Below are 14,821 nucleotides of genomic sequence, written 5' to 3'. Positions count from 1 at the left end.
GGGGCGAAGTTTACCCCCTTTTCCGCGCTATTTCTTCAATTCTTTCTTCACCTGGGCAAATGACTTGGGCCAGGGCTGCTCCTTGAGCAGAGGAGGCGGCAACTGGCGAATGGCGGCGCGGGCCTGTTCCAGAGTGGCATAATCCCCTTTCAGCACCACGTACCAGGGGTTACCACGGAACTGGGTCTGGTAGACCCAAACCTGACCGGCCAACTTGTGGGTGCCCACAAACTCTTCGACCGCCTTCATGTTGCTGGCCCCCATCAGCTGGACGCTGAAGTGGTTGCTGCGTTTCTGGTTGAGAGTCTTGGCCGGGGTCAGGCTGACAGTCTGCCGCTCGGGAACGGGTTTGACCTCGGGGGCCGGCTTGACCACGGCGGCGGGTTTGGCGGGAGCCTGGGGCTCGCCAATCACCTGCTTGCCCGGCACCACGGCTTGCTGTACCTCGGTGGGCAGCGCGCCGCTGACCGGCTTGTCCTTCATCAGCTGTTGCACCACCTCATCGGCGATGACCACACGGCGCCCTTCGTAATTCTGACTCTCTGTGGTCAGGGTATCGCCCTTGACCTGCTCGGGCAGGGCAGCCTTTTCCGACTTCCACTCCTGGACGACGGGAGCCGATCCCGTGGGGGTCGCCGGAGTGTCAGGCTGACTCGGATCCGTAGAGACAGGCCCGGTCGGTACCGGTGGCGGCAGGGTACCGGAGACGCTCTCGACCTTGGGGGCGTCGGCGGCGCCCCCCATGAAGGCAGGGACCAGATAGGTCAGGCCCAACAAGACGAGGGCGGTAGCGGCCAGCCCGATGGCCGCCTTGCGGATCGGAAAGGGCTCGGGACGCTTGCGTGGACGACGATCACTCATCAGCTCCTCCAGAGACATCATGATGGTGGCGGGATGACCCTTGGCCACGGCCAGGATCTCGACCACCTTCTCTTTGGTCAACAGCAGAGAGGGCACCTTGAGTTGGTTGCCCTTCTCGTAGAGAAAAATCTTTTGCTCGGGAGCCGTCAGTGGTACCAGCTCAACCTCCAGAGCTGGCAGCGCCCGCCCCTTGAGCAGAGGACGGTGCTGACGAGCCCACTGCTCATCGGCGGTGAGCAGGATGGCAAGACGGTGAGGCCGTGGCAAGGCATCGTTGGCCAGCATCAGTGCCCACAATTCGGCCAACAGCTCCCGTGGCAACCTGTCCACCCCGTCGATCAGGATCACCAGTTGCTGCCTTAGTCCCTGCGCCATGCGCAAGAAACTGTCGGCAAGGGCATCCGCGGGATTAAACAGGGGAGAGGGAACCATCTGACGCAACAAGGCCTCTCGCACCTGCTCCATCTTCATGGTCTTGGTCGGGATCAGGGTCACCGGACGCAGGGTATCGGGTAACTGCCCGAGGAGTTGCTCGAAGAGGGTCGAGCGGCCCGAACCAGGCCGCCCGGAGAGCAGGACAAAGGGAGTGTCAAACTCGATGAGGTGCAACATGCGGTCAACCAGCTGACGCTGGCTCGGCAGTTGCAGCTGTTTGATGTCAGCCACGCGCTTGCTCTATGACCTGAGCCAGCTGTGCTTCGGTGACATGGGCAACCACTTCGGCCTTGCCAATGCCACGGGGCAGCACCAGGCGCAGCGTGCCATTGAGCACCTTCTTGTCTCGCCGCATGTGGGCGATGAAGGCGGAGAAGTCCATCTCTGCGGGGGCGTGAACCGGCAGGCGTGCCGCCAGCAGCAGGCGACGGATCCGCTCACGCTCGGCGTCGCTCATCATGCCACACAGAACAGCGGTGTCGGCCGCCAGCATGGTACCGGCAGCCACGGCCTCACCGTGCAACCAGTTGCCATACCCCATCTCGGCCTCGATGGCATGGCCGAAGGTGTGACCCAGGTTGAGCAGGGCACGCACGCCGGACTCCGTCTCGTCCTCGGCCACCACCTCTGCCTTGATGGCACAGCAACGCAGAATGGCCTGAGTCAGCGCCTCTTCATCGAGCTGCTGCAGACGCGCCATATTTTGCTCGAGCCAGACGAAGAAATCGCTGTCCCAAATGATCCCGTACTTGATCACCTCGGCCATGCCGGCGGCAAACTCACGCTCGGGCAAGGTGGCCAGACAGTCGATATCGATGATCACCGACTTGGGCTGGTAGAAGGCACCGATCATGTTCTTGCCGAGGGGGTGATTGACGGCCGTCTTGCCGCCCACCGAGGAGTCGACCTGAGAGAGCAGAGTGGTCGGAATCTGGATGAAGGGCACTCCCCGCTGATAACAGGCGGCGGCAAACCCGACCAGATCACCTATCACACCACCACCGAGGGCAATGAGGGTCGTATCCCGGCCGTGATTGCCCTCGAGCAGGGCGCTCATCACCGTCTCAAAGGTAGAAAGGCTCTTATGAGCCTCGCCATCAGGAAGGACCAGGGTATCGACCCGGTAGTCACCAAGTTGGGCCAACAGGGTCTCGAGGTAGAGGGGAGCCACCGTCTCGTTGGTGACCACCATGACGCGCTGGCCCTTGATCACCTGGCGATAACGCTCGGGTTGACGCAACAGACCTGCTCCAATCTCGATGGGATAGGAGCGCTCACCCAATTCTACGACCAACCTTTCCATGGTCCTCTCCGTGTTACATGCCAATCAGCTTGACGATTTGGTTGGCGACCACCTTGGCACTCTGCTCATCGGTGTGCACGACAAAATCGGCCACCTCTTCGTAGAGGGGGTTACGCTCCCCGGCCAGACGCTCGAGCACCTCACGGGGCGGCTCTGCGGTCTGCAGCAGGGGGCGACGCTTGTCACGCTGGGTGCGTGCTAGCTGCTTCTCGATGGTGGTCTCCAGATAGACAACGATACCGCGGGCGGAGAGGCGATTGCGAGTCTCGCGGCTCTTGATGGCACCACCACCGGTCGCCAGCACGATACCCTGCATCTCGGAGAGTTCGCCGATGACGCGTTCTTCACGCACCCGGAAACCCTCTTCCCCTTCGACATCAAAGACCCAGCTGATGTCGGCACCACTGCGGCGCTCGATTTCCTGATCGGAGTCGAAAAACTCCATATGCAGCTGCTCAGCCAGATGTCTGCCAATGGTGCTCTTGCCCGCACCCATGGGCCCTACCAGGAAAATATTGCGTTTCTCAGCCATGTTTTTTCGTTTGTTCTTTCACTGTGTTAGATCCCGGAAAAGAGACTCCGGGATGCCGGTGAACCTCATCTTGCGATGGATCAGACGGGGAATTATCTCAATTGAAAGGGGGGCTGGCAACCGGCCAACCCAACGCCCCGACCGCTTTGGGGCGTTAGGTTATATGTGTTTTGTCAGTCGCTGTAAAGCGCTTAGAGGTCGTCGGTGACGATTCTCGGGGTCACAAAGATGAGCAATTCACGCTTCTTGTTTTCACTGATGGTCTTCTTGAAGAGTATCCCCAGACCCGGGATATCCCCCAGCAGTGGCACCTTGCTCACATCGTTCTTGATGGTTTGCTGATAGATGCCACCCAGCACCAGCGTCTCGCCATTATCCACCAGCACCTGAGTGGTGATGGACTGGGCATTGATGGAAACAGCATCCCCCGTCCCGGTGGGCACCGTCTCCCCCTTGGTATCCTGGGTCACGGTAAGATCCAGGATCACCCGGTTATCCGGCGTGATCTGTGGCGTGACCTTGAGGCTTAACACCGCCTTCTTGAAGGTCACCGAGGTGGCGCCGCTGGAGGAGGACTCCACATAGGGGATCTCGGTCCCCTGCTCGATCAACGCCGGCTTCTGGTTGGCCGTGGTGACACGCGGACTGGCGATGATCTCGGCCTTGCTCTCTTTCTCGAGGGCCGACAGCTCCAGATCAAGCAGGGTTCCATCAGCCAGACGTGCCACCTGGAAGGCAATGGTCCCCGCCGCATTGGCCACCGGCAGATTGACGTTGAGCCTGTCTTCAATGCCAGGCCGGGTGATCAGACTGGAGCCGTTATCGTTGCCTGCACCGTCGATCCCCTGAATGTGACCAGAGGTGCCATTACCATGACCATCCGTCTTGGTGACCCCCCAACGCACCCCCAGCGCTTCGTCGAAACCATCATCTATGGTCACCATGCGCGCCTCGATCACCACCTGACGCACCGGAATGTCGAGCATCTCCAGCATCCGCTTGACGTTGTCGATCACCGCAGCGGTATCCTTGATGACCAGCAGGTTGGTGCGCTCATCGACACTCACCGCCCCCCGGCTGGAGAGCAGCTTGGTGCTCTCAGACGAGAGCAGGCTCGCCACCTCGGCTGCCTTGGCGTAGTTAATCTGCAAGAATTCAGTCTCTAGCGGAGCCAACTCGGCCACCTGATTACGGCTCTCCATCTGCTGTTTCTCCCGGGCCGCAATCTCGTCGGCCGGAGCCACCAGCAGTATGTTGTTGTCCAGTCGCTTGTCGAGCCCCTTCACCTTGAGGATCACATCCAGCGCCTGCTCCCAGGGGACCCCGTCCAGGCGCAGAGTGATATTGCCTGCCACCGAATCCGTGGTCACCAGGTTGAAGTGATTGAAGTCGGCAATGATTTGCAGCACAGTCCGGACTGGAATGTTTTGAAAGTTCAATGAGATGGGCTTGCCTGCATACTGCCTGGTCGCCCCCCCTGCCTTCTTGTTCACCTGGATGATGAACAGATTCTCGGCCTGATCGTAGCGGTAGTCGTAACTGCCGTTGACGGTCAGCTCAAACAGGGTATCCCGCCCCTGACGAAAGGCCTCAACCTGGGTAACCGGAGTCGCAAAGTCTCGAACATTCATGATGTTGAGCCACTCATCCGGCAGCCGGGTGCCAAAAAATTTGGCCTTGACCTTCGGCCCCTGGGCACTGATATCGATAGCCGCCGAGCTGTTGTCCAGCCGCACCAAAAACTCGCCTCGCCCATCCTTGCCACGGCGGAAATCGAGGTTGCGTACCGCATTGAAATAATCCCCGGTGGCCTGTCCAGCACTCTTGCTCATCACAGGACGAGGCGGCGTCGTAGTCAATCCCGAAGTGGCGGAACTCAGACCCGAAGCGGCAGTGGGGGTCATGGCCGGACTGGTCCGCAACGGGGCATTGGCCTCATTACCCAAGGCAATCAACAGGGAACTGCCTTGCTGGTTGATTTGGTAGGGCATCAGCTCATCGAGGCCGACCCGCACATCGAGCCCGGACCCCTTGGACTCGACTTTTACCTCACCCACCCCCTGCTGACGGATGGGCAAGGGGTTGGTCTGCAGGGCTCCGACCGCGCCTGGAATGTGCATCCAGAGCTGATCTGGTTGATAGGCCAAGCGATCGGTGAAACCGGAGACGGGTTCACTGAACTTGAGTTCGAGCACCAGCCGTCCAGACATCAGGGGATTAACCCTTACCTCCTGCAGGGTGGCCACCGCCCATGCCCCTTGGCATACCAGAGCCAACAGCGCCACACCTGTCCTGACAAACCTCACTGTCCCTTTCATAACTGTCCCTGCTTATGATTCTAATTGGTGCCTGCCATTGCCAGCCGGGTATCCCTCGTCACCCAGCACCCCTTGCCATCCGGTACCGTTTCAATCAGATCCACTGCGCGCCGGCTGATCCGTATCACGCGCCCGTTGTTCAATCCCATATGCTGATCCAGCCCGACCCTGACCACCTGCCCATCCGGCGTGGTAATCAGGGCCCACAACTGACCCTTGAGGCCTACGGACCCTGTCATGGCAAGGTTCTCCAAACCATACTGCTCGAGCATCTCCTTGGCTCTCTCCTGCTCCTCACGGCGACACTCGGGTTTGACTTCAGCCACGGCACTCCCCTGCTCCGGCTGGGGCTGGATAAAGGGGCTTCGTTCATCACCCGCCTGATAGGTCATGGGAACAAACGGCTTGACCTCAGGAAGAGGTTCAATAGGTGCAGGTGGCCTGGCTCGAACCTCGGCGATATAACCCTCGACATCGCTGACCCCGTCACACCCCGTCAGGAGAGCACCAAGAAGAAACAAACTGACCCCCCGGCCACTGTTCATGGTTTCTTCTCCTCTACCTTGCCGTTATAGCGATATGTCTTGGCCAACATGCTCATGGCAATACCATCCCCCTCCTTGCTGCCGGTCAGGGTGAAGGTGTCGAGAATGACGATGCGGGGCAGCGCAGCCAATCCCGCCGTAAAGCGACCCAGTTGATGGTAGTCACCCTCCACCTCGATGCGCATGGGCAATTCCGTGGAAAACTCTCTCACCACCTCGGGTTCCCAGTTGATGCGATTAAGCTTCAACCCGTTGTCGGTCGCAATAAAACTGATGTCATCGAGCAGACCGGCGACCTCATTGGTGTTGGGCAATTGCTTGAGTTGGGTATCGATCATCTTCACCAGCTCGGCCATTTGCTGCTTGTAGGCGGGCAGGCTGGCGGCCAACTGAGCCTTGCCTTCAAACTGGCTCTTGAGATCCACCTCCTGAGCCTGCACCTGTTTGAGTGAGTCTATCGAGAGCGAGATGACGTAGTAGTAGAGCGCCCCCCCCAGCAGGCCACAGAAGAAGAGGATCAAGACCCCTTTGGCCAACCGGGGCCAGTTACCGATATCGTTAAAGTCGAGTTCATTGAGCTGCTGCAGATTCATTGTGGCGCTCCCGTCATCGCCTGCCCGCCCTGCACCATAAACAGCAGGGAGAACTGGCTGAGGGCCACCGGACCACTATCGGTGGCAAAAATGGAGTTCATCTGTGACTGCCCAAGCCATCCTGAGCCATCGATGCGCCGCATCATGTTGGCCACCCGTCCATAGGCCTCGGTCTTGCCGGTGACATCAATCTTGGCCCCCTGAAGTTGCAGAGAGGCAAGATAGACTCCATTTGGCACCATTTCTGGCAACTGGTCAAACACCCGTACCGGCAGATTGCGTCGCTCCTGTAGCCCCTCAATCAGCTTCATACGAGCAATCAAGGCCTGACGCTCCTCTTTGAGTTTGGCGATCTCGGCCAGCTGGATGTCGAGTAGCCCGATCTCGGTCTGGATCCGTTGGTTGCGGGCCTGTTGAATCTCGACTTGCTTCATCACCAGCCAATTGGCCAGCAACCCCAGTGATGCGGTCACCCCCAGGCAAATCGCCAGAACCAGGCCAAATTGTTTCTTCTTTCGCTGGCTGAGAGCCTCTCGCCAGGGCAACAGGTTTATATTTGACATGGGGTAAAACTCCGCAGAGCCAGGCCGAATGCGGTCATGTAACGAGCCCCATGACCGAGTTCCTTGATCTGCTGGCTGCCAAACTCGGCAAAGGGATCGGGGTGAAGGACCTCAATTTCCAGTTCTCGGGCAAGATAGGCAGGTAGCCCGGCGACCAGACTGGCCCCACCGGTGAGGACCAGATCCGAAATATCGCGAAATCCGGAGGAGCTGCAAAAGAGCTGGGTGTTACGCTTGATATGTTGCAACAGGGTCGCCAGATGGGGTTCTGTCACATCCTGATCATGGCCAGCCGGCAGATTACGGGTCTGTTTTGCCTGCTCCGCTTCCTCGAGGGTCATCCCATAGAAGGAGGAGAGGGCCTGGGTATATTGGTCACCACCGAAGTTTTGCAGACGTGAATAGATGACCTCTCCCCTCACCATGGTCGCGAACGTGAGTGCGCTGGCCCCTATGTCGACAATTGCTGTCGCCTTGTTGCTCTCGATCAGTTGGGGATAACAGGCGACCACGGCGCGCCCCAGGGCATGGGCCCCCACATCCATTACCTTGGTAACAAAACCGGCCTCGGCCAGGGCGCTGACCCGCCCGCTGATACTCTCGGTGCGGGCGGCACTGAGCAAGACCTCCTGGCGCTCGGGATCATTGCTGCTCAACCCGAGCACCTCGTAGTCGAGGCTGATTTCATCGAGGGGGAAGGGGATGAGTTGTTCGGCCTCCTGCATTACCTGGGCGTTAAACTCTGCATCGCTCAGGCCTGCATCGAGCAGCAGCACCTTGCTGATCACATTGGAGCCGGTAACCGCAGTGGCGGCAAACTGTCCCGCCGTAGGCAGGCTCCTTCTCAGCCCCTTGAGGACATGCCCGACCTTCTCGATATCCTGCAACTGATAGTCGACCAGCACGCCTCTGGGCATGGCGCCATCGGCCGCTCCCTCTATGACGAACTTGCCGGAACGCCCCGTCAGCATGACCCCTTTGACGGTGTGTGTTCCGAAATCGACCCCCAGCATGGGCACCAAGGATCCTTCCCTGAAGAGTGCAATCATAAGGCTGCCACATCCATGTCTATTGATTTTTCAGTCTATTCCATGATTCCCGGATTGGACAGACTGAACAAGATTAAGCCGTATCAAACCCCAATGAGCCTCACAAAAGCACAGGCGCAACCATCAAACACCACTGCCGCCACAGGGGAAAAACGTCGATTTCGCCCCCCCAAAACGGCTATACTCTGCGCCCGTTGGCCAAATTTAAGACGATCGGTAGTAACTCCATGTTGAAATGGCTTGTGCGCCTGCTCTTTGCCGGAATGTTATGCGCTGCTCTCGGGGCAGCCTCCTTGCTCGGCATCTACTTCTACATCAAACCCCAGCTGCCCGATGTCAGCTCGCTCAAGGATGTCCAGCTGGCCACCCCGATGCGGGTCTATAGCCGCGATGGCGAGCTCATCTCCCAGTATGGTGAAGTGCGCCGTATCCCGCTCAAACTGAGCGAGATCCCCCAACCGATGATCGATGCCGTGCTGGCAACCGAGGATGCCCGCTTCTATGAGCACCCGGGGATCGACCCCATCGGGATACTGCGGGCGGCCTTGGCTGTCGCTGCCTCAGGCCATGCCAGCCAGGGGGCCAGTACCATCACCCAGCAGGTGGCCCGTAACTTCTTCCTCTCCAATGAGAAGACCATCATTCGCAAGGTCAAGGAGATCTTCCTGGCCTGGCGCATCGAGCAGAGCCTCACCAAAGATGAGATCCTCGAGCTCTACCTCAACAAGATTCCTCTCGGTTATCGCGCCTTCGGGGTCGGTGCGGCCGCCCAGGTCTATTTTGGCAAGCAGGTCTCCGAATTAAGCCTGGACCAGATCGCCATCATAGCGGGCCTGCCCAAGGCTCCCTCCCTGCTCAACCCGATCCGCTCGCCCCAGCGGGCCTTCGACCGCCGCAACGTGGTGCTTGGTCGTATGCTCGATACCGGCAAGATCACCCAGGCCCAGTTTGACGAGTACTCCCAGAAACCCGTGGTAGCCCGCTATCACGGGGCAGAGCTGACCCTCTACGCCCCCTATCTGGGGGAGATGGTACGCCAGAAGATGGTGGAGCAATTTGGTGAAGACGCCTACACCATGGGCCTGCATATCTACACCACGGTCGACGCCAAGCGTCAGCAAGCGGCCAGGGATGCCCTGCTCACCGGTCTGTTTGACTATGACATGCGCCACGGTTATCGGGGTGCCGAGAAGCAGCTCTGGCAACATGGTGAGACCGCTTGGGAATATCAGCAGATCACCGACTACCTGGCCAAACAGCCCAGCTATACCCCGCTTATTCCGGCCGTGGTGACCGAGGTCGGCGAGCGCAATGTTCAGGTGATCCTCAAGTTTGGCAAGCAGGGCGAACTGGACTGGAACGCCATGAAGTGGGCCCGCCCCTTCATCAACGACTCGCGCATGGGGCCTGCTCCGCGCACAGCCCGCGATATTCTCAAGGTCGGTGCCCAGATTTGGGTCAGAGAGCAGGGCGAACGCCTCATTCTCGGCCAGATCCCCGACGCCAACGCCGCCCTGGTGGCACTGAATCCCCACGACGGGGCGGTCGAAGGACTGGTTGGCGGCTTCAGCTTCGAGCTCTCCAAGTTCAACCGGGTTGAGCAGGCTCGTCGCCAGATTGGCTCCAACATCAAGCCCTTCCTCTACGCGACGGCGCTGGAGCAGGGTTATACTCTGGCCTCACTCATCAACGATGCCCCCATCAACCAGTGGGATCCCTCTTCCGGCAAGGCATGGCAGCCGAAAAACTCGCCGCCCGTCTATGAGGGACCGCTGCCGCTGCGCATGGGCCTTGCCAAGTCGAAGAACGTCATGTCGGTACGTCTGCTGCGCGCCATCGGCATCAACACCTTCGTCGATGGCCTCTCCCGTTTCGGTTTCCCGCGGGATCAGCTCGCCCCCTATGAGCCGCTGGCACTGGGTGCAGCCGAATTCACGCCGCTGGAAGTGGTTCGGGGTTACGCCGCCTTTGCCAATGGCGGTCATCTGGTGACCCCCTACTTCATCCAGAAGGTGGTCGACAACAATGGCAACTCTCTGTTCGAGGCCAAGCCCACCGTCGCCTGTGCCGACTGCCCCATGGCCGCGAGCAGCCCCGTCCCCGTTGAAGGCGACCAGGCTCCCCAGGTTGTGGGTCAACCGGCCCAATGCGTCCAGGGCGATCAGCCCTGTGCTCCCCAGGCCATCAGCCCACAGAGCGCCTTCCTCATTGCCGATACCCTCAAGACTGCCATCTGGGGTGGCAACGGCTGGCGTGGCACCGGCTGGCGTGCCGCCGTCGAGCTCAAGCGCCACGACATTGCAGGCAAGACCGGCACCACCAACGAGGCGCGCGACCTCTGGTTCTCCGGCTTTACCCCCGGCATGGTGGCCACGGCCTGGATCGGCTTTGACAACCACCAGCGCTCGCTGGGTGCCGGTGCCTTCGGTGGCAACACGGCCCAACCCATCTGGATCGACTTTATGAAGGTCGCGCTGAAGGGCATGCCGGAGCAGGAGTACATCAAGCCGGCCGATATCGTCTCTCTCTCGATAGACAACGAGACTGGACTGCTCGGCCACGGTGGCGCCGGTAGCCATAACGAGTACTTCAAACAGGGCACAGAGCCCACCCGCTATGCCGAGCCGGCGGGGGGCAGCGATCCCTTCGACGGTGGGGAGAGTATCTCCACGGATGACATCTTCTGATAAGGAAGAAACAAAATGGCGGGTCATCCCGCCATTTTGTTTGCCATCAGCTGAGCGATACGCGCCGCCAACTCATTAAAACAGGGGCGGCGTACCGAATAGTGACGGTAGAGGAGTGAGATGATCCGCCCCGGTACCGGATCCACCACGGGGCGATAGCTGACTCCCCCCTCATCCCTGCCCGGTACCGCCAGCTCAGGCACCAGCGTCATGCCACTGCCGGCCGCCACCATGTTGCGCAGGGTCTCGAGACTGGTTCCCTTGAAACGCGGATCCTCCCCCACTCCGGCGGCGAAACAGAAGCCGAGTGCCTGCTCCCGCAGGCAGTGGCCATCGGCCAGCATCAGCAGCTTCTTCCCCTTGAGCACCTGAAACGGCACCCGCTCCTGCCCGGCATCCGGGTGGCCGGCCGGGAGCGCCAGCCACATGGACTCCTGATAGAGGGGGATAGTGCCAAATCCCTCCATCCCCTCCAGCTCGGCCAGGATCAAGCAATCCAGCTCACCGGCCTCGAGGCGCTTAAGCAGCACCTGAGTCTGATCTTCGTAGAGGAAGAACTCCAGTCTGGGAAACTGTTCGCGCAGATCCTGGATCACATGGGGCAGCAGATAGGGTCCTACCGTCGGAATGAGGCCGATATGGATTTCGCCGGACATGGGCTCGGCAAAGCCTTGTGCCAACGCCTTCATCTCCCCTATCTCCCTGAGGGCCTGGCGTGCCTGGCGTGTAATCGCCTCACCGGCCGGAGTGAAGAGCACCTTGCGCGAGGTGCGCTCGATGAGGATCACTCCCAGCTCGTTCTCCAGCTTCTGGATCTGGCCACTCAGGGTCGGCTGGCTGACAAAGCAGCGCTCGGCCGCCTTGCGAAAGTGCCGCTCCTCTTCCAGGGCCACCAGATATTCGAGATCGCGCAGGTTCATGGGTGATGGCTCCTTCTGCCATGAGAAGGGGACAGCATGCCCCAATCCGGTCTGGCCCTCAAGGCGCCCCAGAAACAAAAAGCCCCGGGGAAACCGGGGCTTGGAATTCATCGTGAGCAGGTCACTTACTTCTGCGGACGCAGTGCCGGGAAGAGGATCACATCGCGAATGGTGTGGCTGTTGGTGAACAGCATCACCAGGCGATCGATACCGATCCCCTGGCCGGCGGTCGGCGGCAGGCCGTGCTCCAGCGCGGTCACGAAGTCGGCATCGTAGAACATGGCCTCATCATCGCCGGCCTCCTTCTGAGCCACCTGGGCGCGGAAACGCTCGGCCTGGTCCTCGGCATCGTTCAGCTCGGAGAAGCCGTTGGCCAGCTCGCGGCCACCGATGAAGAACTCGAAGCGGTCGGTCACGTCCGGGTTCACGTCATTACGACGAGCCAGCGGGGAGACGGCTGCCGGGTACTCGGTGATGAAGGTGGGTTGCAGCAGCATGTGCTCGACCGTCTCTTCGAAGATGGCGGTGATCACGTGGCCCAGCTCCCAGCTCTTCATCAGCTCGATCTTCAGGCGCTTGGCGACGGCGGTGGCCTTCTCCAGGGTGGAGAGGTCATCGCGGGTCACCTCCGGGTTGTACTTCAGGATGGAGTCAACCATGGAGAGACGCTGGAACGGCTGACCGAAATCGATCTCCAGACCCTCTTCACCCTCTTTGGCGTAGCGGATCTTGGTATCGCCCAGGATGTCCTGCGCCAGGGTGCGCAGCATCTCTTCGGTGAGATCCATCAGGTCGATGTAGTCGGCGTAGGCCATATAGAACTCGAGCATGGTGAACTCGGGGTTATGGCGAACAGAGATACCCTCGTTACGGAAGTTACGGTTGATCTCGTAGACACGCTCAAAACCACCGACCACCAGACGCTTCAGATAGAGCTCGGGGGCGATACGCAGGTACATGTCGATGTCCAGCGCATTGTGGTGAGTCACGAAGGGACGCGCAGAGGCACCACCCGGGATCACCTGCATCATGGGGGTTTCCACTTCCATGAACTGCTTGCTGTTGAGGAAGCTGCGGATCCCCTGTACTACCTTGGTGCGGGTCACGAAGGTCTTGCGGGACTCTTCGTTGGCGATCAGATCCAGGTAACGCTGACGGCAGCGAGCCTCCTGGTCGGTCAGACCCTTGTGCTTCTCGGGCAGCGGACGCAGTGCCTTGGTCAGCAGGCGGATGGTGGAGACGTGAACGGAGAGCTCACCGGTCTTGGTCTTGAAGACGGTCCCCTCGACACCGACGATGTCGCCCAGATCCCACTTTTTGAACTGCTCGTTGTAGAAACCTTCCGGCAGGTCGTCACGGGTCACATAGACCTGGATCTTGCCAGCCATGTCTTGCAGGGTGGCAAATGCCGCCTTGCCCATGATGCGACGGGTCATGATACGACCGGCGATGCTCACCCGTTTACCCAGGGCAGCCAGCTCCTCCTCCGATTTATCGCCGAACTCGGCGTGCAGTTCGCCGGAGAGGCTGTCACGACGGAAGTCGTTGGGGAAGGGATTGCCTTGCGCGCGCAGGGCGGCCAGCTTGGAGCGACGCTCTGCCATCTCATTGTTGAGTTCCTGGCCGAGTTCTACTTCCGGAGTCATGGTTTGTTCAGACATGGTGATTCCTGCTTACTTCGTTTTACAGGCCTGATTTCAGGCTGGCTTCGATAAACTTGTCCAGATCCCCGTCGAGCACCGATTGAGTGTTGCGGGTTTCGACGCCGGTACGCAGATCCTTGATACGGGCATCGTCGAGCACATAAGAGCGGATCTGGCTACCCCAACCGATGTCGGACTTGGAGTCCTCCAGGGCTTGCTTCTCGGCATTCTGCTTCTGCAGCTCAAACTCGTAGAGTTTGGCCTTCAGCTGCTTCATGCACTGATCCTTGTTCTTGTGCTGGGAGCGGTCGTTCTGACACTGTACCACTATGTTGGTAGGGATGTGGGTGATCCGCACCGCAGACTCGGTCCGGTTGACGTGCTGACCACCGGCACCAGAGGCGCGGTAGACGTCGATACGCAGATCGGCCGGGTTGATCTCGATCTCGATGTCATCATCGATTTCGGGATAGACAAACACAGAGCAGAAGGAGGTGTGACGGCGACCACCAGAGTCAAACGGTGACTTTCGCACCAGACGGTGCACGCCGGTCTCGGTGCGCAGCCAGCCATAACCATACTCGCCGGTGAACTTGATGGTGGCAGACTTGATGCCGGCCACTTCCCCTTCGGAGCATTCGATGAGCTCAGGCTTGAAGCCGTGGGCCTCACCCCAGCGCAGGTACATGCGCAGCACCATGTTGGCCCAATCCTGGGCCTCGGTACCACCTGAGCCGGACTGGATGTCCAGATAGCAGTCGGCAGCATCGTGGGGACCGGAGAACATGCGACGGAACTCCAGCTCGGCCAGCTTGGTCTCAAGCAGTTCGGCCTCGGCCACGGCTTCGTTGAAGGTCTCTTCGTCCTCGCCCTCGACGGCGAGTTCAACCAGCATGGCCACGTCGTCTCCCCCCTGGGTCAGGGCATCGATGGTACCGACCACGCCCTCCAGGTTGACGCGCTCCTTGCCCAGCGCCTGTGCGCGCTCGGGCTCATTCCATACGTCCGGCTGTTCCAGCTCGGCGTTGACCTCTTCTAGACGCTCTTTCTTGGCGTCATAGTCAAAGGTACCCCCTAAGGAGCTCTGTCCGCTCAGACAGCTCCTTAAGCTTGTTCAATACGGGATTGACTTCAAACATCGTGAAAACTCTCGGGATCGATGTGCATGTAAAGCGGAACATTCTAGCCAATTGCGGAAGGAATAAACAGGGCAAGCACCCTGTCGGGGGGATGCAAATTTACATTTTTCTGTGCTTGCCACGACAAGCGGCAGATAATTGAGCGCCATCGACTACTGAGTATTCAGTTTTTCCGGGAATGGCCGCTATTAGTGATGCGCTGCCGCGAGAAAAGCGGAATTTCACACTCCTCT

General features: G+C 59.7%; 12 protein-coding genes. 1 reads left to right on the top strand and 11 read right to left on the bottom strand.

What is annotated here, in order from left to right:
• Positions 1 to 27: 27 nt before the first annotated feature.
• The 8 genes from BN1133_RS15030 to pilM form a co-directional block, all read right to left on the bottom strand.
• Positions 28 to 1,473 (bottom strand): SPOR domain-containing protein, encoded by a 1,446-nt coding sequence (locus BN1133_RS15030; protein ID WP_169793531.1) that lies wholly within the window; start codon positions 1,471 to 1,473, stop codon positions 28 to 30.
• A 46-nt stretch (positions 1,474 to 1,519) separates the two neighbouring features.
• Complete coding sequence (aroB, locus tag BN1133_RS15025) at positions 1,520 to 2,599, bottom strand: 3-dehydroquinate synthase (protein ID WP_050667305.1); 1,080 nt, start codon at positions 2,597 to 2,599, stop codon at positions 1,520 to 1,522.
• A gap of 13 nt (positions 2,600 to 2,612) precedes the next feature.
• Positions 2,613 to 3,131: a shikimate kinase AroK gene (aroK, locus tag BN1133_RS15020; RefSeq protein ID WP_050667304.1), complete on the bottom strand. Its 519-nt coding sequence runs from the start codon at positions 3,129 to 3,131 to the stop codon at positions 2,613 to 2,615.
• Between the two features lie 191 nt (positions 3,132 to 3,322).
• Positions 3,323 to 5,449, bottom strand: coding sequence for a type IV pilus secretin PilQ (locus BN1133_RS15015; RefSeq protein ID WP_050667303.1), 2,127 nt, complete (start codon positions 5,447 to 5,449; stop codon positions 3,323 to 3,325).
• A 20-nt stretch (positions 5,450 to 5,469) separates the two neighbouring features.
• Positions 5,470 to 5,994 (bottom strand): pilus assembly protein PilP, encoded by a 525-nt coding sequence (locus BN1133_RS15010; RefSeq protein WP_050667302.1) that lies wholly within the window; start codon positions 5,992 to 5,994, stop codon positions 5,470 to 5,472.
• Entirely contained in the window at positions 5,991 to 6,587 is a 597-nt protein-coding gene (gene tapO, locus BN1133_RS15005; protein ID WP_050667301.1) for a PilO family type IV pilus biogenesis protein TapO, read from the bottom strand. The genes BN1133_RS15010 and tapO overlap by 4 nt, the downstream gene beginning before the upstream one ends.
• A complete protein-coding gene (locus BN1133_RS15000) occupies positions 6,584 to 7,150 on the bottom strand; it encodes a PilN domain-containing protein (RefSeq protein WP_050667300.1) in 567 nt (188 codons plus the stop codon). The genes tapO and BN1133_RS15000 overlap by 4 nt, the downstream gene beginning before the upstream one ends.
• Positions 7,138 to 8,199 carry a type IV pilus assembly protein PilM gene (gene pilM / locus BN1133_RS14995; RefSeq protein WP_050667299.1) on the bottom strand — a complete coding sequence of 354 codons (1,062 nt, stop codon included), beginning with the start codon at positions 8,197 to 8,199 and terminating at the stop codon, positions 7,138 to 7,140. The genes BN1133_RS15000 and pilM overlap by 13 nt, the downstream gene beginning before the upstream one ends.
• A 227-nt stretch (positions 8,200 to 8,426) precedes the next feature.
• Here pilM and BN1133_RS14990 point away from each other — a divergent pair, with 227 nt between their 5' ends.
• Entirely contained in the window at positions 8,427 to 10,886 is a 2,460-nt protein-coding gene (locus BN1133_RS14990) for a penicillin-binding protein 1A (protein WP_050667298.1), read from the top strand.
• 23 nt (positions 10,887 to 10,909) lie between these two features.
• Here BN1133_RS14990 and oxyR read toward each other — a convergent pair whose 3' ends face one another.
• From oxyR to prfB, 3 genes are all read right to left on the bottom strand, one after another.
• Complete coding sequence (gene oxyR / locus BN1133_RS14985) at positions 10,910 to 11,806, bottom strand: DNA-binding transcriptional regulator OxyR (protein ID WP_050667297.1); 897 nt, start codon at positions 11,804 to 11,806, stop codon at positions 10,910 to 10,912.
• Positions 11,807 to 11,931: 125 nt separating this feature from the next.
• Positions 11,932 to 13,467: a lysine--tRNA ligase gene (gene lysS, locus BN1133_RS14980; RefSeq protein WP_050667296.1), complete on the bottom strand. Its 1,536-nt coding sequence runs from the start codon at positions 13,465 to 13,467 to the stop codon at positions 11,932 to 11,934.
• A 22-nt stretch (positions 13,468 to 13,489) separates the two neighbouring features.
• Positions 13,490 to 14,588 (bottom strand): peptide chain release factor 2 gene (prfB, locus tag BN1133_RS14975; RefSeq protein ID WP_153006771.1). Its coding sequence is split into 2 segments (ribosomal slippage): positions 13,490 to 14,512 and positions 14,514 to 14,588, totalling 1,098 coding nucleotides; the frame shifts between segments, so codons are not numbered across the junction.
• Positions 14,589 to 14,821 lie beyond the last annotated feature (233 nt).

Source organism: Aeromonas schubertii (assembly GCF_000820105.1).
Lineage (GTDB): Bacteria > Pseudomonadota > Gammaproteobacteria > Enterobacterales > Aeromonadaceae > Aeromonas > Aeromonas schubertii.
Note: the sequence above shows the minus strand (reverse complement) of the source record. Positions and strands in the feature narration are given on the sequence as shown.